The organism is Streptomyces sp. NPDC046122, assembly GCF_056429965.1.
On the sequence record NZ_JBWKLQ010000013.1, the window covers coordinates 72883 to 96332 of the forward strand.

Genomic DNA, 23450 nt, shown 5'->3' on the forward strand with positions numbered 1-23450 from the left:
CCGGTCAGCAGGCGTCGAACCGCCACTCCCCGCCCTCGCGCGCCCACGGCTGGGACTTCTGGTTCAGCTTCGGCACCGAGTAGGTGTACGAGACGCGAGCAAGGTCGCCGCTGGCCTGGTCGACCTTGAACGTCTTGATCTCCTGCTGGCCGTAGTCCTTGGCCGTGGACTGGAGTACGGCCTTGTACATGTTCGCGTCGATCTCGGCCTTGCAGCGGGCGGACAGCATGCTGTACGCGGCTGGGGGGTCGGGTGTGAAGTACGCGGCGGAGTAGGCGCGGACGGCTTGCTCCAGGTCGTCGGTGGTGTTGGCCGGCGCGGGCTTGTCGGTCGCGGAGTCCTGGCCGGGCTTGGGCGTTGCGGTGCTGGGCGGGGTGTCGGCGGTGCACGCGGTGAGGCCGAGGAGCAGGGCCGCAGTGAGTACGGCGGTGGTGGTGTGGCGCATGATCCCCCCAAGGACTGTGGTGTGGGGGGAGGGTACTGCGATGCCCCCGGCGTCCGTGGACGTTCGGGGGCATCTCCGAGGAGCGCCAGCGGCTCGGACCATTCACGGTACGGGCCGGGTCTGACAACGGCGGTAGGGGCGCCTACTTGGAGCGCTGGTCGACCTGCTCGCGGCAGGCGGCGTCACTGGCCTGGTTGTGCTGGCGACGCTGCTCCGGGGTCCAGTCGGCCACCCTGTCCGGGAGGCTGCGCACGGTCTCGCGAAGCTTCTGGGTCGCGGGGCCTGCTGATGACGTGCGTCGTCCGAATACCATGATCGTGTCCTGTCTCGTGTGATCGGGATGGGTGGACCGGAGCGGCCGATGTCTTGGCGGATGGCGGCCGCTCCGGGGTCTCAGTGGGCGCGTACCGGGTGGTGTCGGTGCGCTTCGGCCGGGTCGTGCACGACGGTTCCGGCCTGGCCGATGGGCTCTACACGGAACCCCTCTCGGGCCTCGCCCTCGGGCGCGTTGTTGGTGTTGGTGTTGGCGTCTGAGCTGCACAAACAACGCCCAGCAGGGGTGCCGCCTCCAGCGGGGAGAGGGGCCGGTATGTCTCGGTGGTGGACGCCGGGCCCGTTCTTCCCTCCCGCGCGGACGCCGGTCCGTACGCGGATGCCTGCCTCGTCGAGGAGCGCCCGCACGGCTTTGGTGGTGGGCAGGCCGGTCGCTGCCTGGAGCTGGGTCAGCCGCACGTTCTCACCTGTGGCGCCGAGGTTCCGCAGGGCCTCCACGATGTCGACTGCATCGGCCTCCGGGGCGTCCTTGTCGCGGCGTGCCGCTACCCATCCGCGGGCCTTGCGGACGCTGGCCGTGGCCATCAGGCCGGCCACGAAGTAGCCCGTTTCGGGGACGGCGTAGGCGACGGCCCCGGCGGCGGAGGCGAGTACGACGGCCACGCATCCGCCCGCGACCTTGCCGGGCTGCTCCTCCGCCTGCCGCTGCTCGGCGGTCTGCTCGTCGGTGGTCATGCGATCGCCCCGTACAAGACTCCGCCGGTCCAGTTCGCGGCCTCCGCGAGCGGCACCGCGGCGGCTCCAGCGATGCCGGCGGACGTGCCCAGGCAGATGCCGCACCAGGCGCCCGCCTTCAAGTCCCCGCCGTAGCGGGAGGTCTTGGCGGCGGCGACCATGCCGACGGTGAGGAGCAGCACGAGCGCGGCGCCAGTCTGGGTGAGCGGCAGGTACGTGCCTCCCCCGGCGGCCGTGCCGGCCTGGGTGCCGACGCCCCAGACGAGGGCGACGTCACCGAGCCAGGAGGAGATCCACAGGACGCCGTCTGCGACCCATCCGATCAGGCCGCCGACGGTGAGGATGGTCAGGACGCCGTATGCCCAGGCGGCGAGGAACGGCAGCAGGACGCCGAGGTGTCCGAGGGGGTTGGCGCGGATCGTCTTGGTACCTGGCCACCAGGTGACGAGGTAGCGGATGAGGATAGCGAGGCCGACGGTGACACCGCCGATAGTGACGACGTTCATGGTGTTCCTCAGTGGAGGATGGCCACGCCGAGCGCGGCGAGGGTGACGACGAGGGCGACGGTCCCGGTGATGCGGGGGACGTCGGTGAGCGCGACGGCGCAGAGGCCGGCCAGCGCGAGGAGTGCGGCGAGGGCGAAGAACACGCCGAGGGCGGTGGCCATCAGCCGGTGCGGGAAGGGCCGATGGCCGGCGGGTAGTCGCGGAGGTGCGGCTCGTGCTCCTCGATCTCCGCGCGGATGGTGCCGCGGATGGTGGAGTCACTGACGCGGCCGTGCCCTGCGGCGACGAGCGCCATGCGCATGTGCCCAGTGCCGGGGCGGGTGTTGTTGTCGTACAGCGGGCGGACTGCGGCGCAGCGGGGGTCGCGGTAGGTGATCGGCGCGGGCTGCTCCTGCTGCTCCTCGACGGGCGGCGTCTGGACAGGCGCAGGTGCGGCGGGCGGGAGTTGCGGGGCGGGCGGCTGCTCGATGGCGGCCGGGGCGGGCGGGACAACGCGCTCGACGACCGGGGCCGCGGTCATGGGGCGGGGCTGCTGCACCGGGTCCAGCCCATCGAGCCGGGCACCGACCGCGCCGCGCAGCGTCTGCCACGACCGGGCGGGGAACATCACCCAACCGAGGAGCGGGATGTGCGGCATGCGCTCGGCGATCAGGCCGCGGGCGGCGCGCTGCTCGTCGCGGACGTCCCGGCGGTGCAGCTCGAACAGCAGCTCCACGGCACCGCTGATGGACGCGAGGCCGAACCCGCCGACGAGGCCGCCGATCTGGCGGCCGTGGCTGAAGTTCAGGGCGCCGGATACGACGACGAACCCGAGGATGCTGAGGCGGGCGAGGCCGGCCGGGCTGCCGCGCTCGATGGCGCGGCGGGCGTACTCGGCGCAGATGAGTCCGGCGAGGTCGAACATGAGGGACAGGCCCCAGGCGAGGCGGGGGTCCATGCCCCAGGCGGTGAGCTTGCCGCTGATGGACCAGGCGGCGGCGGCGAGCATCATTGCGAGGACGGTGAACCAGGCTGCTCGGATGGGGCCGCCGATGCGGCGGCCGCGGGTAGGCTGCTCTACAGCCATGGAGGTCTCTTCTCCTGTGGTCAGAGCCTCGTTCGGTGGTCGCACACCGGCGGGGCTCGATTCATTTGTGGGGCGTCGTCGGGCGTCGTCGGCCCGTCCTGACGCTAGAGGGGTACCCCTCTGCTGAGCAGGGTACCCCTCTCGGATGGTGCTGGGGAGCCTTACTCTCCGACCGGAGGTGCGGATCATGGCGGGTGAGGCAGACGCGGTACGCGAGGCGATCGCAGCGCTGGAGCGGATCAGTGACCCGGTGGAGCGGGCGCAGGTGACGTCTGAGCTGCTGCGGGAGTGGCCAGAGCTGCACCGGACGGTGCGGGAGATCCGGCAGCACGCGGTACAGGCGTGGCACGCGCAGGGCGTGACGTACGACGACATCGGCCCGGAGATCGGCACGTCGGGGTACCGGGCGTCTCAGATCGCCAGGGGCAAGTAGACGCCCGTCGACATGCGTCGTCGCCCTACTCGGGGGACGCTGGTGCCATGCCGGTGCTGCCTGTGATCGTCTACCCGCCCGCGGCGACGGGCGGCCGACGGGTGCGTGTCGGTGGGGAGATCCTCGGCCTCGCGTACGGCCTGCGGGACATCGCCGAGTTTCTGCGCCGGGCGGGCATGGAGGGCGTCGAGGAGTCGGACGTCGAGCGGTCGGAGCTGATCGACTGGCGGGGCGGCGGGCCCGGAGTGTGGGGGTCAGACGCCTAGGAAAGCTTGCCCGACTCCACTGTTACCAGTGCCCTCGCAAGGGCCTGGAGTTCCTCTCCGCAGGGTTGACCGCCGCCCCCCGTCTCTTGGGAGTCGTTGATGTTTTCGGCTCTGGTCTTGATGGCTTTGAACAGAGCCAGGCGTGCCGCTCGCATGCCAGTCGTGTACTCGGCTTCGTATGCCTCGGTGTTCTGCTGCATGTCGTCCTCCTTCTTTCACCCATCGTGCGCCGGGTGGGGGATGCCTGCATCCGGGCGTGGCGACGCCCCGTCGTCCGTGGTGGGCGGCGGGGCGTCTGGCCTGCGTCGCTTAGCGGCCGGTGCCTCCGATGGGGCGCTCAACCAGCGCGTACGCCTGCGCCAGGTCCTTTAGCGCCTCCGCGCCGCGCGTGTCGCCGCTGTACGTCTCTGTGATTGCGGCGGCCTGCTCCTTGATGGCGACGAGCAGCGCTTCCTTGGCCTCGCGGCCGAGGTCTGATGCCATGTGCTTCCTCCTGGTGGTGCTGGTGGTGATGTGGGGACGCTGTCACGGGATGGTCAGGTTCCGCCAGACTCCTGCTGCTCCAGTTCCTCCATGGCGGCGCGGTGCATGGCCTCGCCTGCGGGGCTGGCTTCGATCACGGTGACGGGCGGGACCAGCTCGCTGGTGATGATCTCGCCGAGCTGGCGGCGCAGCTTGGCGCGCGTGAAGTCCCGGTACTCCTCGTCGTACCGCTCCCAGGCGCGGCGGCTGACGGATTGCGTTGCCGCGTACTCGCGGCCGTTGACGGTGAGGGAGCAGCGGAGGAGCAGCGGGGCGCGGTAGTCGGGCTCGGGCATGGGTCAGTGCTCCTTGCTGGTCATCGACGGGTCGACGCGCCGCTCCTCGGCGGCCGGCCAGTCGAGGTCGCCGTCTTGGTGGTCTCCGTCATGTCCCGCACGCAGTGCGCACTCGCGGAGCGTCGCGGTGTCGGTCAGGTGGCAGAGCGGACCGGGGCCAGTGTGGGGCTGCTCCTCGGCGGCCGGGGCGTTGAGGGCGGCGCGCCACGCCTCGAAGCGCTTGGGCGTGATGTCGGCGGACCCGTCGTAGTACGCGACCGGCCCATCGTGCGTGTCCCGCATGGGGTTGAACGTGCCGAGGACTTCGGCGAGGGCGGCGGCGAGGCGGTTGCGGTGCTGCTCGGCGGCGTCGGCTCGCTGCGCCTCCGCGTTGGCGCGCATGGTGATCGCGCTGTGGTCGGTTGGGCAGCCGCAGCCCCAGTTGTGCGTCTCGGGGGTGGGGCACCGGGCCCCGTCGTCTGACGTCGTCTGCTGCTCGACGACGGGCGTCGTCATGGCGTCTGCGATGCGTGTGACCTGCGTCGTCAGCCGGTCGACGGCGGCGACGACGTGGCGGTAGGGGTCGGGCATGGTCGGTCTCCTCGGTGGGTGGTGGTCAGGCGGCGGTCGTCAACGGGCGGCGGTTGGTCTGCTGGCGGGCCTGGCGGGCTTCCCGGAGGCGGCGGTCCTCGGCGTTCATCGCGGTCTTGCACGGGTCGCAGGCGTCCTCACCGAGCCGCCGGTGGGTGGCGTAGCCGCGGGCGGACCCGCCGGCCGGGAGGGCGTGCTCGACGGCCAGGACGGCCCGGCGCTGCGCCTCGGTCCGCTGGTCCTTCCCTGCCACGCACGTGGGGCACGGCTGCTCCAGGTACTTCAGGTGGAGCCCGTACGCGGCGTCGGTGCCGCAGGGCTGGCGGATGCGGCCCTCGGTGTCGATCCACCAGCCGTCACCGCGGCGGAGGCGGAGCCGGTCGAGGCGGGTGAGGCCGCCCCAGGTGCCGTGGTGTTCGTCGGTGTCGATGGCGTACTGGGCGCAGGCGTCGCGGAGGGGGCAGGCGCCGCAGATGCGGACGGCGTGGTCCTCGTCGTCGGCGTTGCTGGACCACCAGAGGTCAGGGTCTGTCTCGGCGCACAGGGCGCGGCCGGTGGTGAGGAAGTCGGGCAGGTCGATCATGGTCGGCCCCCTTCTGGCGGTTGGTCGTCGGGCGTTGGTGGGGTCAGTGGGTGCACCAGGGGCAGCCGGGGACGGGCTGATCGTGGTGGGGGTCGTGGGTGGCGCGGAGGTGGGTGCAGTGCTCGGTGTGCGGCTCGATGGCGGCGAGGGCGGCGCGGGTGATCTCGTCGTGTATGCCGGGCGGGAGGGGCAGGCGACACGCTGCGAGGGCGTCAGTCACGGCCCGGTGGGCGGCGAGGCGGCGCTCCTCGGCCGGCGTCATGGGTGGTTCCTGGTGCAGTGGGTGTCGTCGTGCATGCGGCCGCTGCTGGTGGGCCAGAGCCAGCAGCAGGCGACGAACTCGGGCTCGTGGGTGCTGCGGGGGCGGGCGAGGACTTCGGCTTGTACGGCGTTCGCTCGGGCGCGTCGGTGGGTGCGCTTCTGGTGGGCGTTCACTTCGAGGAGGGCGAGGGCGGATGCGGTGCTGAGGAGGGTGGCCCATATCTGGCCGTGGAGGGCGAGCCACAGAGCGGTGGCGGCGCAGGCGAAGGTGAGCGCGGCGAGGAGGAGGCGACTGGCGGTCACGGAGTCACCACGATCTCTGCGAGCGGCGTGCCGTTGGTGAGCTGGCTGTGCAGCTCGCGCAGTCGGGCCATGGCCCGTGCGTCGCGTTTGTTGAGGTTCCGTCGGGCAGCGCTAGGAATGCGCCTCCAGCAGGAGCGGCAGAGGTACTGGCCAGCGGAGCGGGGAGCGCGGCAGGAGAGGCAGGGGAGGTTCACGGGGTGACTCCGTTCATGGTGGGTCAGGCGGCGGTGTCGGGGTGGCTGCCGGTGGTGGGGTCGCAGGCGAGGCAGGTGTCGTATCCGCGGTCGGCTCGGTAGCCGTGGAGGGGGGTGTGGCAGACGGTGCAGAGGGGGGTGTTGTCGTCGTCTGCGTCGGGCCTTCCCTCCCCTTCCCCCACCTTCGGTGGTGGGGAAGGGGGGGAACCTGGGGTTCCCGGACGTTCCCCCGAGGTTCCCGGGGAATGGTTGACCTGGGGTTTCGCGGTTCCCTCAAGATCGGCCGGGGATTCCCCGGGGGAACCTTCGTCGGGAAGGGTCGGGGGAACCTCGGCGGGAACCTGATTTGTCCGGTTCTTGCGAGCGCGGACGGCAGCTTCGATCTTGGTTTTGGAGGCGGGGATTCCGGCCTTCGCGAGAGCGGCGATTGTGCGGGGGTTGCCTGCGTCGTCGGGCAGTCCGAGACCGTCGATCTTCATGATCAGCCACTCGTGGGAGCCCTCGACGTTCTGCTCCAGGTGCTCGTACGCGCCGAGGACGTGGCGGGTGCAGCCGGGGAGGTAGCGGTCGCCGTCCTTGCGGGCCTGGCGGACGATGGCGAACTGCTCGGGGCCGATGCCGGTCCGGGTGTGGGTGCGCCGCAGGGACAGCGCTCCGCCGCCCTGGGCGCGCAACTCCCATACGTGGTCGACGTCCTGGTTCTTGGCGGACGAGCCGCGGGCGCCGCGCTCTCCGTCCTTGCCCATGTGGTCGAGGCGGACGGACGCGATGCCGGCGCGCTTGAGGGGGAGCAGCGTGTGGCGGTAGAGGGACAGCCAGGTGTCGGCGTCGTTCTCGGGGCCGCTGATGAAGCGACTGACGGTGTCGAGGCAGACGACTTGGGCCTCGCACTCCTTGACCATGGTGAGGAGGTCGGCGCCGCCGCCTGCGGTGTCGAGGGGGCGGATGGGCGGGAAGCTGGCGTAGGAGAGGAGGCCCATGCGTCCGGGGCCTGCGCCGTAGGAGGCGTACCGGTCTTGGATGTCCTGGTGGCCGTTCTCGGCGTCGATGTAGAGGACGGGGACGGGGGCCTTGGCGTGGTCGCCGAGGAACGGCTGGCCGGTGGCCATGCGCCACAACCACTCCTGTGTCAGGAGGGACTTACCGGCCTTGCCGTCGCCGACGATGGTGATCTGCTGGCCGGGGGCCATGAGCCGTCCGGGGAGGAGTTCGACGGCGCCGAAGTCGGTGGCGAAGAACGGGTCCCAGTCCAGGAGGGCGCTTGTGAGGTGGGAAGGGCCGCCGGTCTGGGTGTTGCGGTCGTCTTCGCGCTTGCGGTGGTCGGCGTCGAGCTGGTCGAGTTCCTCACCGGTCGCACCGTGGCTGATCGCCATCTTGACGCGATTGGCGTGCTCGTCGTGGCGGCGGAGCTTGGCCTTTTCGCTGATCTGCTCGGCGAACGCGGGGGCCATGCCGGCGGAGATGTAGTCGCCGCCCAGCCGGATGATGAGGTTGCCGTTTTCGACCTCGCGGAGCCTGCCGAGCCTTTCGATCTCTCCCCGGACGGTGACGGGGTGGAGCGCCTTTCCCTCGGCCACGATGCCGCCTACGACATCCCAGATCAGCCGGATCGACGGCTGATAGATGTCCTCGCGCTTGATGACCTGCGCGCACTCCTGGTAGGCCGTGACGTCGTGCATGATGACGCCGGCCATCAGGTCCTCGGCCTCGGCGTCGTGGGGCGCGTTGCGGCCGTCGTGGTCCCCCTGCTGGTCGCGCGGGAAGGGGTGGACGTTCGCCACGTGCGGCTCCTTGCTCAGAAAAGGGTGGTGGGCTGCCGGGTGCAGCGGTGTTCGGTGACGTGCTCGTGGGGGCAGTCCGTGCGGTGCCAGGAGCTGATCCAGGTGAGACGTGGGGTCCCGAACCTCGAGGTCTTCAGGCACCAGATGAGGCGGTTGGGCTCTCGAGCAGCGGCCTGCTGCTCGAGGTCCAATGCGGTGAGGTCCGCGGTGACGTTGAGGGCGGCGCGGTCGCCGACGAGTTGGCGGAGGATGGGCGCGCGGCAGGCAGGGCAGCGGGAGTCGTCGCGTCCTTGCCGTGCCGCGCGCCCGGCCATCAGGCGACCGAGTCGAGAGTTCCGGCGGCGGTGCGCTGGCGGTGCATGGTCTGTGCCTGCTGCCGCAGCTTTTCGTCGGTGAACTCGTCGGCGGCGATCTCGATGTCCACGACGCGGACCTTGACGACGTCGTCCTTCTCCTCGTCGGGGCCCTGCTCGGTGCGCTCGACGGAGGAAATTTCGACGATGGCCATGACGTTGGTGCCGAGGTTGTTGAACAGCTCGCGGGCGTGGGGGCGGATGGCCCGCTCGACGTCGGCGAGAACCTTGGTGTCGAACTTGATGGTGGTCATGCGGCTGCTCCTTGGGTGGTGGCCGGGCAGTTGGCCCGGTGGCTGGTGCGGATGGTCGCGACGAATGCGGCGACCTTGGTGGGCCCGGTGATGGGGCCCTCGGCGGTGTGGCAGAGCAGGCACTCGTAGCGGGCGCGGGGCGGGCGCACGTACGTGCCGTCGCGGCGGGTCTGGCCGCAGTCAACGAACAGGGCGGCCGTGATCAGCACCGGGTCGGTCACGGTGCGCGCCCGAATACGGCGGCGTACGTAGCCCGGTACCGCTCGCGCATCGGGCGGTCCTCCACGTGGTCTGGAGCGACACAGCCGGGGCGGTCGCAGCCCGGGAGGACCTTGCCTACGGGCTCGCGGCCGTGGCGCAGGCGGAACGCCACACGGAACGCGCTGAAACAGTTGCCGCCGCTGCGCAGGATGGGCAGGCCGTATTGGTCCCGTTGTCCGGCCCATTCGAGGTGTCCATCGCCGACGGCGAGGGTGCGGTCGTGGAAAAGCGTGGCCTTGCTGCGGGGCGGTGTTCCTGGTGGGACGTTGGGCAGTTTCAGTGCGCGGCGTGCCTCGGCGACGCGTGTGGGCTGGATGCCGAGCTGGGCGGCGATGGTGCGGTTCGACAGTCCGGCGTGGAGGAGTTCGGCGATGTCGGCGCGGATGATCATCGGGCCGCCGCCACGGTCTCTGGCCACGAGCAGCCGTCCAGCGCTTTCGCCTGGCGCTCCGGGACGGTGGCGAGCGGGTAGCCGAGCCAGTGCAGACCGGCCGCAAGGGCGGCGTACGCGTCGGCCTGGTCGTACCGGCCGACTCCCTCGGTGTGGTGCCCGAACCGGTCGGCGATGGCGCACCGCATCTCGCCCTTGGTGGCGCGCCCGTTCCCGGTGGCGAACAGCTTGAGCGACGAGGGCGGGACGATGCCGTACGGGATGCCTCGCCGGTAGCAGTCGAGGCGGATCGCGCACCGCAGGCCGGCGAGTTCCTCGTGTCCGCCGAGCCCGGCGTGGCCGTAGGAGGGGCCTTCCATGACGACCATGTCGGCGGCCTTGATGAACGAACCGATCGTGGTGATGAGGTGGTGGAGGCGGGCGTCGCCGCGGAGCTTGGTGCGGACGATGTCTGTCCAGCCGACGCCTGCGATGCCGGTGCAGGTGAGGGAGAGGTCGAGGCCGATGACGAGGGGGCGGGGCCCCGCCGCCGGCAGGGTGGCCGGGGCGGCGGGGGTCTGGTCGAACAGGGTCGGTGCGGTCACTGCTCCCCCTTGATGTGGCCGCAGTTGGTGCACTCCCAGGTGTTGTTGGGCTGCGGGGTGTGCAGGTGGGTCATGTGGCCGCACCGAGGCTCGTCGCACACGAGGTACCGGGTGCCGGGAGCGGGCGCGGTGAAGGTGGCCGCCGGGGGCGGGGTGGCGCGGTGCCGGCCGCGGGGCCGGATCACGGAGAGGATGCGGGGCAGCTTCACGACTCTTCTCCTCGCTGGTGCGGGATGAGCGGCCAGTCGGTGCGTACGCCGTCGGCCCACGACTCCTTGCCGGGCGTGCGGCGGAAGTACGCCGCGAGCGACTCGCCCTGCTCCTTCGCCCACCCGATTTGCTGCCTGTGCAGCTCGCGCACCGGCGTCTCACGGAGCTGGGCGTTCCGGGCGCCGATCCGCCACGCCACCCGGCACGCGGCGATCGCGTCGGCGTCGGCGCTGTGCGCGCCGTCGAGGCGAACGTCGTAGTGCTGGCACAGGTTTGTGAGGGTGCGGCCGCCCTTGCGGCGGCTGATCTGCTTGTCGAGGACGCGGGGGTCGATGACGATCAGCTCGTCGCCGACGATGTCCTTCAGGGGCTGGACGCCGTGGCGGCGGGCCTCGCGGTCGAGGAGCGTCAGGTCGTAGGCGGCGTTCATGATGACGAGCGGCGTGCCGAGGAGGATGACTTGTGCGAGCGCGGCGACGACCTCCTCGACGGCCTCGCGTGCGGGTTGTCCGGCGGCGCGGGCGTGCTCGGTAGTGATGCCGTGGACCTTGGCCGCCCCGTCGGGGATGTCGACGCCCGGGTCGGCGAGCCAGTTACCGCTCTGGACGGGCTGGTCGCCGCCAACCTCGACGACGCAGGCGGTGACGATTCGGTCTTGCTCGACGTCGGTGCCGGTGGTCTCCAGGTCGAAACCGCACAGGCGGCCGAGGTGCCAGCTCATGCCCGGCCACCCTTCAGCGTGGCGAGGAACGACCGGAGCGCGGTGGCGTTCGCGGTGGCGGGGAGTTGGCCGCCGTTGGCCTTGGCGAACTCCACCTCCACCTCGTTGGTCGTCATGCCATGCACGCCGGCTGCGGCGATGATGCGGAACCACAAGTCCTCGACGTCGTCGTCATCGACGACCTCGGCGTCATGCACCTCGTCCGTGCTGTCCGGCGGAGCGTCTCCCTCGTCCGGCACGGTCGGCTTCGGCTTGAGTGCCTCGCCGCGGGCGGTGAGCGTGTCCGCGAGGGCCTTGTCCATGTGCTTGGCAGCGACGGCCTGCCGGTACAGTGCGGCGACCTCGTCCGGGGTCTTGGCGACGGCGGCGAGGGCGGCGTAGTCCGGGCGCCCGCCGGTGATGGCGACGCGCTCAGGGCCAGGGGCGACGGCCGGGGCGCCCGTGATCTGCCCGGCCATCAGCGCAGCCGGGGTGATCTCGACGTCCAGGGTCGGCACCTTGAAGCGGGCCAGCTTGTCCTTGACGATGGCAGTCTTCTCTTCCATCCCGAGCCACCCGGCGACGTACCCGCCGGCCTGCGACAGCAGCTCCGCAGCCGGGGGCAGGGTGACGGCGGCGTAGTAGCCCTTGGAGATGAGAAGCCACTGGCCCAGCGCCGGGACGTCGCGGAGCATCACGTTGACGCGGGTGGTCATGGCGCACTCGCGCTCGTCGGGGTCGCACATGCAGGGCCGGTCGGACTTGTGCTCGGTCTGGCCGTCGCAGCGGCGGACGCACTTCGATCCGGCGTACAGCTCGTACCACTGGGATACGGCGTCCTGCGGCGGGATGAGGACGGGCAACCGGTTGGCCTTGGAGTACACCTCGAATTCGGAGGGGCCGCCGTTGGCCGGGGTCCAGGGCTTGACCTCTCCGCCATACAGCTCGGCGACGGCGGTGAGGATGTCGCGCGAGGGGCTGGTGAAGCGAAACTTGTCGAGCTTGGCCGGGCGGGTCTTGCCGTTGGCGGTCGGGACGACGTGACCGAGGCGGATCTCGCCGAGCTGACGCATGCGGCGCTGGAGGTCGATGATGGGCATCAGGCGGCCTTCTCTTCGGTCAGGGTCGGGAGGGTGAGCGCGTCGCCGACGACGGTCTTGGACAGGCCGGACACCCAGTCCGCGGCCTGCTGGACGATGCGGAAGGCGGCGAACACGTCGTCACCGCAAGCGACGGGGATCAGCCGGTATCCCTCGGGGCGCAGGTGCAGCACGACCCCGGTGGAGTGGGTGGCCGGCATGGGGACGGTGGACCCGTCCCGCAGCCACGCGACCTCGGCCTTGCGGTACGCGGACATCTGCAACGCGGCTTCGGGATAGACGCCCTTGACGTCCAGCTCGCCGCCGGTCTTGGTGTCGCCCATGAGGACGGTGTCCGCCGGGATATCGAACTCGGCGGCGATCAGGGGGGACCGCAGGAGGTAGTCGAGGGTTCCGGCGTATCCGGCGGTGCGGTTGCCGACGACCATCTCGGAGGCTTCGAAGGTGACTTGCCAGTCCTCGACGAACTGGAGGAAGTTCGTGAGGTACGGGGCCATGTCCTCGTCGTCGACCAGGTCCGCGGGGATGGGCTCGCCGAGGACGCGGGCCTCGATGATCCGGTGGACGGCAGAGCCGATGTCGGCGCGCTCGTCCTTCTTGCGGAGCGGGGCGCGGCGCAGCCAGTCGTACATCTGCGTGCGCTGCTCGGCGATGCGCGAGGACGCGACGAGGGCGGGCAGGTTGGCCAGGGCCGTCTCGGCGACGAGGTTCGCGGCCCACAGGGCGAGGACGTCGCCCTTGGTGGAGCCCTGGGAGAGGATCGTGGTGACGCGGCGGAGTTTGTCGCCGGTGACCTTGTCGCGGTACCAGCCTTGTGAGGGCTGGGGGATGCGGTCGGGTCCGGTGGGGGCGGGGGCCGGGGGCTTGCGCCTGCGGCCGGCGGCCGGGGCGGTGGTGGCCGCCCCAGCCTGCGCGGTGGTCGTCATCAGGCGTCCGCCTCCGGGTCGTACTCGGTGGCGACGGCGATGCGGGTGACGGTGTAGTCCGTGGTCTGCTCGTCGTCGTCCGGCCCGATGACGAGCTCGTACGGGTCATCAGGCTCGGACTCGTCGCCGAGCCAGTCGAAGACCTTGCCGTCGTACTCGGGCGAGTTGTTCAGGGCGTCCGCCTCGCAGTGCATTCGCGCGGCTTCGGCGTTGGTGTACGTGCCGAGCGGGGTCATGCCCCACGCGGCCCGGTAGACGTACGCGACCGCGGGCTCTGTCTCCAGCTGCACGGCGGGGGCGGCCGGCGCCTGCGCGGCGGCGAGGGCGAGCGTTGCGTACACCTGCGCTTCGGCCGCGAGCGCGTGCCCGACGACCGGGTCGGCGCCGTCGCCGTAGGTGAAGTGGTGCGCCTGGTTGGCGAGGCGCTCGGCCTCGCGGCGGTAGTGCTCGGGTCCGGTCATCGCTGGCCGCCCTTCGTGTGGATGTGGTGCGCGGGAGACTCGCCACAGGCGCGGCAGCGGCGGACGTGGGCCTTGGCCCAGCGGGAGTAGACGGAGGTGGGTTCTGCGGGGTGCGGGACCGTGGCGGCCTCGTCGCAGGTCAGGCAGCGGTCTCGGAGCAGCACGCGACCGTGGGCGCAGAGCACGTCGTCGGGCTGGGGAGTGGACGTCGCGGCCGGGGCCGTGTCCTTCTCGCCCTGCTCGGCGGCGTCGGCCATGCGGCGCAGGAGGTCGCCGTAGTGCTCGCGGTGGTAGCGGCGCTGGCACCGGTCGTCGGCTTCGATCGCGTCGGCGGCCTCGCGCAGCACCTCGGCGCGGTAGGCGTCGGCGGCGGCCTCGAAGCGGTCGCGGCTGTCGCTGAGGAAGCAGTCGCGGAGGCTGTCGCGGGCGGTCATGCGGCACCTGCCTCACGCTGCGACGGGACGGCCTTCGGCGCGGCGATCGACCGCAGCCGCTCCGCGAGGCGCAGCACCTGCTGCCCGTACACCGGGACCCGCCCGTCGTCGGCCACCTCGGCAAGGAGGTCCGCGACCCGGGCGTCCCGCTCGTGCGTGGCGTGGGAGTCGATGCCCTGCGCGGCCGCCGAACGGGCCAGCTCGGCGATGTTCACGAGGTCCGCAAGGAGGCTCTCCCCGTCCTCCTCCGCAGCCGACGCGAGGTTCAACAGGACCGAGGTGAGGTAGTGCGACAGGTCGAGCGTCGCGCCGGTCGGCGTCGCGTCGACGTAGATCCGGTACGGCCCGTCAACGGGCATACGGTCGGTCATCGGGTGCCCCTGGTGGACTGGTAGGTGGTGAAGCCGAGGCCGCAGGCGACGCAGACACAGGCCGCGCCGAGCGCGTACAGGCCAAGGAAGAGCAGCAGGCAGACGAACGTCGTCACGGAGACACCGCCGCTTCGATCTCGTGCAGCACCGACTCGCCGACCGGGAGCGCCACCGACACGTGCACCGGGATCCGGGAGCCGTGCGACGGCGGGATGAAGGTGAGCAGGGTCCAGAGCTGCATGCCCTCGAACTGGGGGGAGGTACGGACCTCGCCGCCGAGCTGCTCCAGCCACGGGAGCAGGTCGTCGACGTCCGCGACGGACACGAACACACCCTCGGGGCGGACGGTCACGGTCGGGGCGGGCAGGGTCAGGTACCCGAGCAGCGCCTCAATGGCGATGCGGTTCGTACTCTGTGCCTCGTAGCCGGCGGGGCCGGTAAGGTCGATGGTCACGGTGTCCTCGTTTCTCGTGTGGATGAGGGGGCCGAGGGGTCGCGTACGGACGTGCAGGTCCGGGGCGGCCCCGCTTTGCGTCGTGGGTCAGGAAGCGCGGACGGCAGCGCCGCGCGGAGGCAGGGGCCGCAGGTTCGCCAAGGGGTGCGCTCCAGGGGGCGCCGTGCGAACCGGGGCGAGAGGCCCGGTCGTCGGCTCGTGGTGGAACATGGCGTCGATGCGGTCGAGGTCGTCGTCAGAGAACGTCACGACGCGGCCGAGCTTTGTGTGGGGCAGCTTCTTGATGTGCCGGCGGAGCCACGACTCCTCGACGCGGAGGATCTCGGCCGCCTCGGAGTAGCTGTGGCGGCGGTTCATGCCGAGACCGCCAGATGTGGCGCGATGTCGCTGGTGGAGTCATCCGCAGGGACGGAGCGCCCGGTGGGGGCCCACAGGATGAGCAGGTCGACGCCGATGACCTGGGCGATTGCCGCCGCCACGGTGCACGACTGGGTCTTGGTGACACCGTTCAGCAGGTTGTCGATGGTGCCGTTCGATACGCCGACAGCCTTGGCGAGTGCACGCCCGCTGATGCTGGAACCGGTGCCGGTGCGCTCCATCAGCATTTGCAGCTTGATCGGGCTGACCAGCCGGTATCGCTGGTGAAATTCCATGTACGCGTCCTTCTTGGGCGAAGTGACCAAAAACTTGGACACCCACAGCGTGACAGAACTTGGGCACGGTGTCCAGATTTTTGGGCACGGAATCCGTATGGATTAGGTCAACAACGGGGGGTGGGGTGGCGGCGTCTGCCCAGGAACCTGGACACTATGACCATGCGCACGAGTGGCGCGATGCGTTGAGCTGCAACGACGCAGTACACGTACCCGTAGTCACTTGGGCACCCCCAAGCCCGCGCGCACCGGAGGATCAAGGTGGTTGTTGTGGTCGAGGAGACGGCGCAGAGGACGGAACTGGCGGACCTGACGCGGTCGCGGATGGAGGAGCTAGGACTCAGCTACCGCACCCTGTCAGCCTCCACCGGATGGAGCCGCGGAACGCTGGAGAACCTGGCCAAGGGGCGGGTGATCAAGGCCCCCAAGTCGTACGAGCTTGAGAATCTGGCCGACGGTCTGCGACTGCCGGTGCGCGCGGTGAAGGACGCCGCTGCGGCGCAGTTCTTCGACATCGATATTGTCAGGGTCGAAGACGCGGACACCCGGATGATGGTCCACCACTACGAGGAACTCAGCCCCGAGGACCGGGAGCGGCTCCGTGCGATCGCCGAGGACTGGAGCCGCAGGGGCACCCGAGACTGATGTGACGTGCAGTGACTTCCGAGTAACCCGTGGTCGAATATGCCCGCAGCATGCATCATGGGGGTCCTGCCTGGGGGGCGGAATATTCAACTCCGGCATCAGCCCCGCATGTCACACTCCTGCGCGCGGCCGATGTCGGCCGTAAGGCTGGAGTTCGCCGCGATGCAAGAGGTGACAGAAGTCCGCTTTGAGATCGTGCCCGCCTCCTCGATTCCAGCAGGACGCGCCTGCCGGATCGAAGAGACTGACGGCGTCCTGGTCGTACAGATCAGGCGCCCCCACGCCACACACGCACTGTGCTGGGAACTGAATTGGCACCACCGGCAGATCCTGCGCGAGGGGGCGTGGGCGCAGACACCCGTAACCGCCGGTCGAGTTGAAGAGCCGGCCGCAGGTCTCAAGCTCGCCGACGTGCGGTGGGAAATCGATTCTGCTGGAGAGCTACCGCCGCAAGTCCCGTGCCTGCCCCTGGAAGGGCTGAAGCGCTTCACGTGGCGTATCGGCAGGGACTACGCCACGCAGCAGCTCTGCGACGAAATGAACGCCTATCTCGACCGCATAGCCGGTGACGGGCTCTGGGTGCAGAACTGGGGCGGCGACGACACGCCGCCCCAGCCCAACTAGGCGCCCGCCCCGACGGAGCGCAGACTCCGCGGCGCCGGTACCCCCATGGCGGCCTCGACGGCGGCCGTAATCTCGTCGTCGAGGCCCGCCACCAGGTGTCCGTAACGGTCCACCGTGGTCGAAATGGACTCGTGCCCCAGCCGGAGTTGGATGGCCGGCAAGGGAACGTTCTTTCCGATCAGCCACGCCACGTGCGTGTGCCGTAGGTCATGGATGCGGGGCTTCTTGGGGAACCCTTTCTCGATGGCGCGCGCCACGGCGGGCTTCCACTTGCGGTGGTAGTAGTTCGAGTGCCTCCAGTGAAGGCCCGTCGCCGTCCGGAACACGAAGTCCTCCGGACGGCGGCCGGCCACCAGGCGCCGGGCAAGGTCCGCCTGTGTCGGCGTCAACGTGATCAGACGCCTCGCCTTCTTGGTCTTCGGCGGCCCCAGGTAGAACGACTTCGCACTGCCCTTCTCTGCCCGCTTCCACGCCCGTTGGACGTTCGCGGTGGGCCGGGCGCCCGTGAGGCTGATGTCGCGCACCTGGAGGGCGCTGGCCTCGCCCCAGCGCATCCCCGTGCCGACGAGCCAGTCCGCGAGGTCCCGCGCCCCAGGGTCGGTGATCTCGGCGGCCACCCGCTGATACTCGTCGTGCTCCAGGAAGCACATTTCCTCCTCCACGTGGTCGTCCAGCCGCGGCAACCTCGTGCCCTTGCAGCAGTTCTTCGTACGGAGCTGGGGCGTGGACTCCACGGCGGCCTGCACGATGCAGAACAGCAAGCCGTGCCGGTTGGCGATCGACTTGGGGTCGGCCTTCCTGCGGAGCCACTGCTCCGGGTTCTCCGGGTCCTGCTCGCCCTTCTCCTCTGCGCGCACCCAGTCGGCGATGTCGTCTGCGGTCAGGTTGCAGATCGTCGCCGGGTGCTGGACGCCGTGCGGGTCGGTGTGCCGCAGGAGGGAGAGGTGGAGGCGGATGTCCCGGCGGTAGTCGTCGCGGGTCCGCTCCTCAATGCCAGTGAGGCGGTCGACGTAGCGGGTGGCGTAGTCGACGAACGGCATGTCGCCGGGAACCGTCGGCTGCTCCACGAATCCGTGACCGCGGACCCAGCCATGCGGCCACTGCCCTCCGTGCGCCTCCACAAGGGCCTTGAACTGCTCGGCCTGCTCCAGCTCGCCGAAGCGCTCCGACTGCCAATCGCCGGCCTGTCGCCACTTGACCTGATAGGTGGCGGTGCCGTCTTTCTTGGGACGTTCCACGATGCTCGCCATGGGCAGACGATACGACCGGCACGGCGGGTCTGTGTTCCCGTTGTGTTCCCAAAGTTTCGGGCACGAAGAAGCCCCGGCCTGTTTTCACAGGTCGGGGCTTGATCGTTCAGGGTGAGTGACGGGACTTGAACCCGCGGCCACCTGGACCACAACCAGGTGCTCTACCAACTGAGCTACACCCACCGTGGCCGGTCGTTTCCGACCGGCTGAGAAAAAGTGTACAGGGTCTGGGAGGGTGCTCGCGCCAGGTTTAACCGGGGCTCACCGGATGGCTACTCCGCAGGCAGGACGTACTTCGCGGCGATTCTCTTCGCCGTTTCGGAGTCCGGACCGGGCTGCGGTACGAAGACCGCCTCCCGGTAGTAGCGCAGCTCCGCGATGGAGTCACGGATGTCGGCGAGCGCCCGGTGGTTGCCGTTCTTCTCGGGGCTGTTGAAATACGCCCTCGGGAACCAGCGGCGGGCCAGCTCCTTGATCGACGACACGTCCACGATCCGGTAGTGGAGGTACGCCTCCAGCGTCGACATGTCGCGCAGCAGGAAGCCGCGGTCGGTGCCGACCGAGTTTCCGCACAGCGGGGCCTTGCCGGGCTCCTTCACGTGTTCGCGTACGTACGTCAGGACCTGCTCCTCGGCTTCGGCCAGCGTCGTGCCCCCGGCCAGCTCGTCGAGGAGGCCCGAGGCGGTGTGCATCTGCCGCACCACCTCGGGCATGGTCTCCAGGGCCGCGTCCGGCGGGCGGATCACGATGTCCACCCCTTCGCCGAGCACGTTGAGCTCCGAGTCGGTGACCAGCGCGGCCACCTCAATGAGTGCGTCGTCCGTCAGCGAGAGCCCGGTCATCTCGCAGTCGATCCACACCATGCGATCGTTCATGTGTCTCACCCTACGGGGCGTTCCCGCTGGCCGGGGAGCGTCGGGCGGCCCGGGGTGTAGACGTCGGAGCTGGGTTTGCCCGGCTCCGGGACCGCCGACGTGGTCGCCGATGCGCCCGACTGCGTACTGGCCGCCGCCGCGCGCCTGGCCTGCGGCGGCACCGCGTCCGCGACCTGGGTGGCCGCGGACGCGCCCTGGTGGACCTCGCCCTGCGGACGCCGGGCCCGGTACGCCGCCCGGTACGCGGCCGGGGACGAGCCCAGCTGCCGCCGGAAGTGCCCGCGCAGGGCGACCGGCGAACGGAAGCCGCACCGGCCCGCCACCTCGTCGACCGAGTAGTCCGACGTCTCCAGCAGACGCTGCGCCTGGAGCACCCGCTGAGTGATCAGCCACTGCAGGGGAGCGCTCCCGGTGAGCGACCGGAAACGCCGGTCGAAAGTGCGGCGGCTCATGTAGGCGCGCGCGGCCAGCGTCTCCACGTCGAACTGCTCGTGGAGATGCTCCAGCGCCCAGGCGACGACCTCGGCCAGCGGGTCGGCGCCGATCTCCTCCGGTAAAGACCTGTCGAGATAGCGCTCCTGGCCGCCGCTCCGGCGCGGTGGCACGACGAGCCGGCGGGCCAGCGCCCCGGCGGCCTCGGTGCCGTGGTCCGTCCGCACGATGTGCAGGCACAGGTCGATTCCGGCCGCCGTGCCGGCCGACGTGAGCACGTCGCCGTCGTCGACGAAGAGCTCGCGCGGGTCGACGTGGACGGACGGATAACGCTTGGCCAGCGTCGGCGCGTACATCCAGTGCGTGGTGGCCGGGCGGCCGTCGAGCAGCCCCGCCGCCGCCAGCACGAACGCGCCGGTGCACAGCCCGACGATGCGGGCCCCCTCCTCGTGCGCGCGGCGCAGCGCGTCGAGGGCCTCCGGCGGTGGCGGCGAGGTGATGGACCGCCACGCCGGTACGACGACGGTGCCGGCCCTGCTCATCGCCTCCAGGCCGTACGGTGCGGTCAGTTCGAGCCCGCCCGTGGTGCGCAGCGGTCCGTCCTCGCCCGCGCACACCAGTAGCCGGTAACGGGGTACTCCTGCGTCCTGCCGGTCAATGCCGAACACAGAGAGTGGGATGGAGCTTTCGAAGATGGGGCCGCCACTGAAGAGCAGTACTGCGACGATCTCCCGGCGGCGGCGTCCGGAGAGCTTCCGTGCGGCCTCCGGTACGGCAGTGGAGTCCTGGCTCATGACGCTAAGCCCCCCTCGGTGTTCGCGTCCTCTCGGTCCTGCACTTTTCCCCTCGGTCCTGCATGAATCCCCCGCCGTATATACCCATGATCGAATCTACTGTGTCCCGTGGCGCCGGAGTGACAACTTCGGCATTCGGCACTATGTCGACAAGGCAACTTGGCGCGAAGCATTCGATCACGAAGCGTTCCACTCGCGGGCCGCGCAGGGAAGTGCGCATCCCGCTCATGGCCCGTCCCCGTAGGGTGCATTGGCCGGAGTCGGTCCTTTCATGCCTGGTGGTACGGGGGGTGGGAGGGCATTTCGCCAAGGGTTGGGTCACGGCCAGAAGTTGGCTGAAAAGCAATGGGTCCGTGTGTGCGAAACCCTCATTCGTCCGGAGCTCCGGGCCCCGCGTGACGCCCGCCCCGGCGCGCTCCCGCCGGCCCCGTCCGCGCCCGCCCGGGCCCCGCCGCCGCCGTCTCGGCCGCGACGCGTTCCGACCGGCGCAGCAGTGCGCGGCAGGCGGCGGTCACGGCGGCGAGCCCCAGCGCGGCGGCGGCCGCCCCGCCGACGGAGCTGCCGTACATGACGAGCACCACAGGGACGAGTGCGCAGCTGAAGGCGGCCCAGCGGACGAGCCCGCCGACCGCGTCGGCGGGATGCTGCCCCCGGGGCGCCGGGGCCGGCGCCCCGGCCGCCCGGCGGTGGCCGCGCGGTGCGGGGACGGTGGCGGTGGCGGGGCCGGTCGGAGGTCCGGGCACGGCGGGCTTCCTTATGTACGCGGGCGGGCCGTGCTCAACGGACGGTGGCCGTCAGGGGTCACTGAGGGGTCCGCCTGTCGAGACGCCTGTAGGGGGCAACCGGCATTGCCTTACGCGGCGGCCTCGTGCATGCTCCGTGAAACGCCGTGCGAGGGACCGGCGGGCTCTGGGCAGGAAGGGAGTGTCGCCGTACCCTTGGGGGTATGGGCTTGGGAAGATGATTCCCAGACACAGTTCACTGTTCAATTGTCATAGCTTCCCTCAATAAAAGCGACCCCTCCCCAGAGGACTTCTCGCCGAGACACCCATGGCCGGTCACGAAACCCCCGAACCCGCGGACCGCAAGCAGGTCGTCGATCCCCTGGACGACCTCCGGGCGGTGGAACAAGCGCGCCACTCCTGCGACCCTGCCTTCCGGCACGGTGTCGTCGTCGGTTTCGACGGCTCCACCTCCAGTGAGCGGGCGCTTTCCTATGCCATCGGCATGGCGGTGCGGTCGGGCTCCGGCCTGATCATCGTCCACGTCGCGAACCGGCTCCCGACCACGGTCTGGGCGGGCTGCGAACCCCCGGTCTTCGTGGACGTACCGGACCACCGCACCGAGGTGCTCGGTCTCGAGCTGGCCTGTGCGGACTACCTGGCCGAGGTGCCGTGGATCCTGGTCGAGCGCGGCGGCGACATCTGCCACGAGCTGGAGGAGGTCGGTCAGGAGTACTCGGCCGACGCGATCGTGGTGGGGTCGACCCACGGCATCGTCGGGCGGATCTTCGGCTCGGTCGCCGGTCGGCTGGCCCGGCGCGCGCAGCGGCCGGTCATCGTGATCCCGTAGCGCGCGGCGCGCACGGGACCACGACGACGCGGCGTCCGGCTGCTACTCGACCGTCACGGACTTGGCGAGGTTGCGCGGCTTGTCGATGTCGCGACCCATGGCCAAAGCCGTGTGGTATGCCAGGAGTTGGAGCGGAATGCCCATGAGGATCGGGTCCAGCTCCGTCTCGTTCTTCGGCACCACAATGGTGTGATCGGCCTTTTCCTGCTCGCGGTGCGCGACCGCCAGGATCCGGCCGCTGCGCGCCTTGATCTCTTCCAGCGCCGCGCGGTTCTTCTCCAGCAGCTCGTCGTCCGGCACGATCGCGACCGTCGGCAGCGCCGGCTCGATCAGGGCGAGCGGGCCGTGCTTCAGCTCGGAGGCCGGGTACGCCTCGGCGTGGATGTAGGAGATCTCCTTCAGCTTGAGGGAGGCCTCCAGGGCCACCGGGTAGCCCCGGACGCGGCCGATGAACATCATCGACTGGGCGCCCGCGTACTCCTCGGCGATCTTCTTGATCTCGTCCTCGGTCTCCAGGATCTCCGCGATCTGGGCGGGCAGCTTGCGCAGGCCCGCGATCAGCCGCTTGCCGTCCGAGACGGACAGGTCGCGGATGCGGCCCAGGTGCAGCGACAGCAGGGCGAAGGCGACCACGGTGTTGGTGAAGCACTTGGTGGAGACGACGCAGACCTCGGGGCCGGCGTGGACGTACATGCCGCCGTCGGCCTCGCGGGCGATCGCCGAGCCGACGACGTTGACGACGCCCAGGACGCGGGCGCCCTTGCGCTTCAGCTCCTGCACGGCCGCGAGGACGTCGTACGTCTCACCGGACTGGGAGACCGCGACGTACAGGGTGTCGGGGTCCACGACCGGGTTGCGGTAGCGGAACTCGGACGCCGGCTCGGCGTCGGCGGGAATGCGGGCCAGCTCCTCGATGAGCTGCGCGCCGATCATGCCCGCGTGGTACGAGGTGCCGCAGCCGAGGATCTTGACCCGGCGGATGCCGCGCGCCTCCCGGGCGTCCAGGTTCAGGCCGCCCAGGTGCACGGTGGAGAAGCGGTCGTCGATGCGGCCGCGCAGCACGCGGTCCACGGCGTCGGCCTGCTCGGAGATCTCCTTGTGCATGTACGTGTCGTGGCCGCCCATGTCGTACGACTCGGCCTCCCACTCCACGGTGGTCGGCGTGGCCGTCGTACGGGAGCCCTCGGTGGTGTACGTACGGAAGTCGTCGGCCTTGAGGGTGGCCATCTCGCCGTCCTCGAGGGTGACGATCTGGCGGGTGTGCGAGACGAGCGCCGCGATGTCGGAGGCGACGAACATCTCCTTCTCGCCGATGCCGAGGACGACCGGCGAGCCGTTGCGCGCGACCACGATGCGGTCGGAGAAGTCGGCGTGCATGACGGCGATGCCGTACGTGCCCTCGACGTGGCGCAGGGCCTCGCGGACCTTCTCCTCCAGCGTCACGGCCTGCGAGCGCGCGACGAGGTGGACCAGGACCTCGGTGTCGGTCTCGGAGAGGAACTCGACGCCGTCGGCGACCAGCTTCGCGCGCAGCTCGGTGGCGTTGTCGATGATGCCGTTGTGCACGACGGCGACGTTGCCCCCGGCGTCGAGGTGCGGGTGGGCGTTCTCGTCGCTCGGGGCGCCGTGGGTGGCCCAGCGGGTGTGGGCGATGCCGGTCGTGCCGGCGAAGCGCTTGGGGACCCGGGCCTCCAGGTCGCGGACGCGCCCCTTGGCCTTGACCATCTTCAGGCCGCTGGCCTTGGGGCTCGTGATCACGATGCCCGCCGAGTCGTAGCCGCGGTACTCCAGACGCTGGAGCCCTTCCAGCAGCAGGGGGGCGACGTCACGCTTGCCGATGTAACCGACGATTCCGCACATGAAGTGTGTATC

The 23450-nt window shown here is 70.4% G+C and carries 38 protein-coding genes and 1 tRNA gene; 5 read left to right on the forward strand and 34 right to left on the reverse strand.

Annotated elements, in window-relative coordinates; translation table 11 throughout:
* Positions 1-4: 4 nt before the first annotated feature.
* The 6 genes from AC07FK_RS27025 to AC07FK_RS27050 all read right to left on the reverse strand — a co-directional run bounded on the left by AC07FK_RS27025 (position 5) and on the right by AC07FK_RS27050 (position 3025).
* A complete protein-coding gene (locus AC07FK_RS27025; RefSeq protein ID WP_479107548.1) occupies positions 5-445 on the reverse strand; it encodes a hypothetical protein in 441 nt (146 codons plus the stop codon).
* Between the two features lie 142 nt (positions 446-587).
* Complete coding sequence (locus tag AC07FK_RS27030) at positions 588-758, reverse strand: hypothetical protein (RefSeq protein WP_479107549.1); 171 nt, start codon at positions 756-758, stop codon at positions 588-590.
* Between the two features lie 80 nt (positions 759-838).
* Positions 839-1453 (reverse strand): hypothetical protein, encoded by a 615-nt coding sequence (locus AC07FK_RS27035; RefSeq protein ID WP_479107550.1) that lies wholly within the window; start codon positions 1451-1453, stop codon positions 839-841.
* Complete coding sequence (locus AC07FK_RS27040) at positions 1450-1959, reverse strand: hypothetical protein (RefSeq protein WP_479107551.1); 510 nt, start codon at positions 1957-1959, stop codon at positions 1450-1452. Before AC07FK_RS27040 ends, AC07FK_RS27035 begins: the two co-directional genes overlap by 4 nt.
* A gap of 8 nt (positions 1960-1967) precedes the next feature.
* A complete protein-coding gene (locus AC07FK_RS27045; RefSeq protein ID WP_479107552.1) occupies positions 1968-2120 on the reverse strand; it encodes a hypothetical protein in 153 nt (50 codons plus the stop codon).
* Entirely contained in the window at positions 2120-3025 is a 906-nt protein-coding gene (locus tag AC07FK_RS27050; protein WP_479107553.1) for a DUF2637 domain-containing protein, read from the reverse strand. The genes AC07FK_RS27045 and AC07FK_RS27050 overlap by 1 nt, the downstream gene beginning before the upstream one ends.
* 187 nt (positions 3026-3212) lie before the next feature.
* On the opposite strand from AC07FK_RS27050, the gene AC07FK_RS27055 reads away from it, so the two are divergent.
* Both AC07FK_RS27055 and AC07FK_RS27060 read left to right on the forward strand, forming a co-directional pair.
* Positions 3213-3458 carry a hypothetical protein gene (locus tag AC07FK_RS27055; RefSeq protein WP_479107554.1) on the forward strand — a complete coding sequence of 82 codons (246 nt, stop codon included), beginning with the start codon at positions 3213-3215 and terminating at the stop codon, positions 3456-3458.
* 47 nt (positions 3459-3505) lie between these two features.
* Positions 3506-3724 carry a hypothetical protein gene (locus AC07FK_RS27060; protein WP_479107555.1) on the forward strand — a complete coding sequence of 73 codons (219 nt, stop codon included), beginning with the start codon at positions 3506-3508 and terminating at the stop codon, positions 3722-3724.
* Here the strand turns inward: AC07FK_RS27060 and AC07FK_RS27065 are convergent.
* The 22 genes from AC07FK_RS27065 to AC07FK_RS27170 form a co-directional block, all read right to left on the reverse strand.
* Complete coding sequence (locus tag AC07FK_RS27065) at positions 3721-3924, reverse strand: hypothetical protein (protein ID WP_479107556.1); 204 nt, start codon at positions 3922-3924, stop codon at positions 3721-3723. The genes AC07FK_RS27060 and AC07FK_RS27065 overlap by 4 nt on opposite strands.
* A 109-nt stretch (positions 3925-4033) precedes the next feature.
* The gene (locus tag AC07FK_RS27070; RefSeq protein ID WP_479107557.1) at positions 4034-4207 is read right to left on the reverse strand and encodes a hypothetical protein; all 174 of its coding nucleotides are present in this window, start codon (positions 4205-4207) and stop codon (positions 4034-4036) included.
* A 53-nt stretch (positions 4208-4260) separates the two neighbouring features.
* Positions 4261-4542 carry a hypothetical protein gene (locus tag AC07FK_RS27075; RefSeq protein ID WP_479107558.1) on the reverse strand — a complete coding sequence of 94 codons (282 nt, stop codon included), beginning with the start codon at positions 4540-4542 and terminating at the stop codon, positions 4261-4263.
* A 3-nt stretch (positions 4543-4545) separates the two neighbouring features.
* Positions 4546-5112, reverse strand: coding sequence for a hypothetical protein (locus AC07FK_RS27080; protein WP_479107559.1), 567 nt, complete (start codon positions 5110-5112; stop codon positions 4546-4548).
* Positions 5113-5137: 25 nt separating this feature from the next.
* Positions 5138-5695, reverse strand: a complete 558-nt coding sequence (locus tag AC07FK_RS27085) for a WhiB family transcriptional regulator (protein WP_479107560.1) — start codon at positions 5693-5695, stop codon at positions 5138-5140.
* Positions 5696-5738: 43 nt separating this feature from the next.
* A complete protein-coding gene (locus tag AC07FK_RS27090; RefSeq protein WP_479107561.1) occupies positions 5739-5957 on the reverse strand; it encodes a hypothetical protein in 219 nt (72 codons plus the stop codon).
* Positions 5954-6259 carry a hypothetical protein gene (locus AC07FK_RS27095; RefSeq protein WP_479107562.1) on the reverse strand — a complete coding sequence of 102 codons (306 nt, stop codon included), beginning with the start codon at positions 6257-6259 and terminating at the stop codon, positions 5954-5956. The genes AC07FK_RS27090 and AC07FK_RS27095 overlap by 4 nt, the downstream gene beginning before the upstream one ends.
* 217 nt (positions 6260-6476) lie before the next feature.
* Complete coding sequence (locus tag AC07FK_RS27100) at positions 6477-8234, reverse strand: AAA family ATPase (protein WP_479107563.1); 1758 nt, start codon at positions 8232-8234, stop codon at positions 6477-6479.
* 313 nt (positions 8235-8547) lie between these two features.
* Positions 8548-8841, reverse strand: coding sequence for a hypothetical protein (locus AC07FK_RS27105; RefSeq protein ID WP_479107564.1), 294 nt, complete (start codon positions 8839-8841; stop codon positions 8548-8550).
* Positions 8838-9062, reverse strand: coding sequence for a hypothetical protein (locus AC07FK_RS27110; protein WP_479107565.1), 225 nt, complete (start codon positions 9060-9062; stop codon positions 8838-8840). The genes AC07FK_RS27105 and AC07FK_RS27110 overlap by 4 nt, the downstream gene beginning before the upstream one ends.
* Positions 9059-9520 (reverse strand): hypothetical protein, encoded by a 462-nt coding sequence (locus AC07FK_RS27115; RefSeq protein WP_479107566.1) that lies wholly within the window; start codon positions 9518-9520, stop codon positions 9059-9061. The genes AC07FK_RS27110 and AC07FK_RS27115 overlap by 4 nt, the downstream gene beginning before the upstream one ends.
* Entirely contained in the window at positions 9490-10077 is a 588-nt protein-coding gene (locus AC07FK_RS27120) for a hypothetical protein (RefSeq protein ID WP_479107567.1), read from the reverse strand. Before AC07FK_RS27120 ends, AC07FK_RS27115 begins: the two co-directional genes overlap by 31 nt.
* Positions 10074-10286 (reverse strand): hypothetical protein, encoded by a 213-nt coding sequence (locus AC07FK_RS27125; protein ID WP_479107568.1) that lies wholly within the window; start codon positions 10284-10286, stop codon positions 10074-10076. Before AC07FK_RS27125 ends, AC07FK_RS27120 begins: the two co-directional genes overlap by 4 nt.
* Positions 10283-11008, reverse strand: a complete 726-nt coding sequence (locus tag AC07FK_RS27130) for an exonuclease domain-containing protein (RefSeq protein ID WP_479107569.1) — start codon at positions 11006-11008, stop codon at positions 10283-10285. The genes AC07FK_RS27125 and AC07FK_RS27130 overlap by 4 nt, the downstream gene beginning before the upstream one ends.
* Positions 11005-12087, reverse strand: coding sequence for a recombination directionality factor (locus AC07FK_RS27135; protein WP_479107570.1), 1083 nt, complete (start codon positions 12085-12087; stop codon positions 11005-11007). The genes AC07FK_RS27130 and AC07FK_RS27135 overlap by 4 nt, the downstream gene beginning before the upstream one ends.
* Positions 12087-13013 carry a hypothetical protein gene (locus tag AC07FK_RS27140; RefSeq protein WP_479107571.1) on the reverse strand — a complete coding sequence of 309 codons (927 nt, stop codon included), beginning with the start codon at positions 13011-13013 and terminating at the stop codon, positions 12087-12089. The genes AC07FK_RS27135 and AC07FK_RS27140 overlap by 1 nt, the downstream gene beginning before the upstream one ends.
* Complete coding sequence (locus AC07FK_RS27145; protein ID WP_479107572.1) at positions 13013-13474, reverse strand: hypothetical protein; 462 nt, start codon at positions 13472-13474, stop codon at positions 13013-13015. Before AC07FK_RS27145 ends, AC07FK_RS27140 begins: the two co-directional genes overlap by 1 nt.
* Positions 13471-13908 carry a hypothetical protein gene (locus AC07FK_RS27150; protein WP_479107573.1) on the reverse strand — a complete coding sequence of 146 codons (438 nt, stop codon included), beginning with the start codon at positions 13906-13908 and terminating at the stop codon, positions 13471-13473. Before AC07FK_RS27150 ends, AC07FK_RS27145 begins: the two co-directional genes overlap by 4 nt.
* Positions 13905-14279 (reverse strand): hypothetical protein, encoded by a 375-nt coding sequence (locus AC07FK_RS27155; protein ID WP_479107574.1) that lies wholly within the window; start codon positions 14277-14279, stop codon positions 13905-13907. The genes AC07FK_RS27150 and AC07FK_RS27155 overlap by 4 nt, the downstream gene beginning before the upstream one ends.
* A gap of 112 nt (positions 14280-14391) precedes the next feature.
* Positions 14392-14733 carry a hypothetical protein gene (locus AC07FK_RS27160; RefSeq protein ID WP_479107575.1) on the reverse strand — a complete coding sequence of 114 codons (342 nt, stop codon included), beginning with the start codon at positions 14731-14733 and terminating at the stop codon, positions 14392-14394.
* Positions 14734-14820: 87 nt separating this feature from the next.
* A complete protein-coding gene (locus tag AC07FK_RS27165) occupies positions 14821-15090 on the reverse strand; it encodes a helix-turn-helix domain-containing protein (protein ID WP_479107576.1) in 270 nt (89 codons plus the stop codon).
* Positions 15087-15386 carry a helix-turn-helix domain-containing protein gene (locus AC07FK_RS27170; RefSeq protein WP_479107577.1) on the reverse strand — a complete coding sequence of 100 codons (300 nt, stop codon included), beginning with the start codon at positions 15384-15386 and terminating at the stop codon, positions 15087-15089. Before AC07FK_RS27170 ends, AC07FK_RS27165 begins: the two co-directional genes overlap by 4 nt.
* A 270-nt stretch (positions 15387-15656) precedes the next feature.
* Here AC07FK_RS27170 and AC07FK_RS27175 point away from each other — a divergent pair, with 270 nt between their 5' ends.
* Together AC07FK_RS27175 and AC07FK_RS27180 are read left to right on the forward strand one after the other, a co-directional pair.
* Positions 15657-16031: an XRE family transcriptional regulator gene (locus AC07FK_RS27175; protein WP_479107578.1), complete on the forward strand. Its 375-nt coding sequence runs from the start codon at positions 15657-15659 to the stop codon at positions 16029-16031.
* A 162-nt stretch (positions 16032-16193) separates the two neighbouring features.
* Positions 16194-16655: a hypothetical protein gene (locus AC07FK_RS27180; protein ID WP_479107579.1), complete on the forward strand. Its 462-nt coding sequence runs from the start codon at positions 16194-16196 to the stop codon at positions 16653-16655.
* On the opposite strand, the gene AC07FK_RS27185 is transcribed toward AC07FK_RS27180, so the two are convergent.
* From AC07FK_RS27185 to AC07FK_RS27205, 5 genes are all read right to left on the reverse strand, one after another.
* Entirely contained in the window at positions 16652-17905 is a 1254-nt protein-coding gene (locus AC07FK_RS27185) for a tyrosine-type recombinase/integrase (protein ID WP_479107580.1), read from the reverse strand. The two genes, AC07FK_RS27180 and AC07FK_RS27185, sit on opposite strands and share 4 nt — an antisense overlap.
* A gap of 110 nt (positions 17906-18015) precedes the next feature.
* Positions 18016-18088 (reverse strand) — tRNA-His (locus AC07FK_RS27190).
* An 89-nt stretch (positions 18089-18177) separates the two neighbouring features.
* On the reverse strand, positions 18178-18780 hold the full coding sequence (gene orn, locus AC07FK_RS27195) for an oligoribonuclease (protein WP_479107581.1): 603 nt from the start codon (positions 18778-18780) through the stop codon (positions 18178-18180).
* Positions 18781-18785: 5 nt separating this feature from the next.
* Positions 18786-20006, reverse strand: coding sequence for a helix-turn-helix domain-containing protein (locus AC07FK_RS27200; RefSeq protein ID WP_479107582.1), 1221 nt, complete (start codon positions 20004-20006; stop codon positions 18786-18788).
* Positions 20007-20374: 368 nt separating this feature from the next.
* Positions 20375-20749, reverse strand: a complete 375-nt coding sequence (locus tag AC07FK_RS27205; protein WP_479107583.1) for a hypothetical protein — start codon at positions 20747-20749, stop codon at positions 20375-20377.
* 307 nt (positions 20750-21056) lie between these two features.
* On the opposite strand from AC07FK_RS27205, the gene AC07FK_RS27210 reads away from it, so the two are divergent.
* Positions 21057-21578 (forward strand): universal stress protein, encoded by a 522-nt coding sequence (locus tag AC07FK_RS27210; RefSeq protein WP_479107584.1) that lies wholly within the window; start codon positions 21057-21059, stop codon positions 21576-21578.
* A 42-nt stretch (positions 21579-21620) separates the two neighbouring features.
* On the opposite strand, the gene glmS is transcribed toward AC07FK_RS27210, so the two are convergent.
* Entirely contained in the window at positions 21621-23438 is a 1818-nt protein-coding gene (gene glmS, locus AC07FK_RS27215) for a glutamine--fructose-6-phosphate transaminase (isomerizing) (protein WP_479107585.1), read from the reverse strand.
* Positions 23439-23450 lie beyond the last annotated feature (12 nt).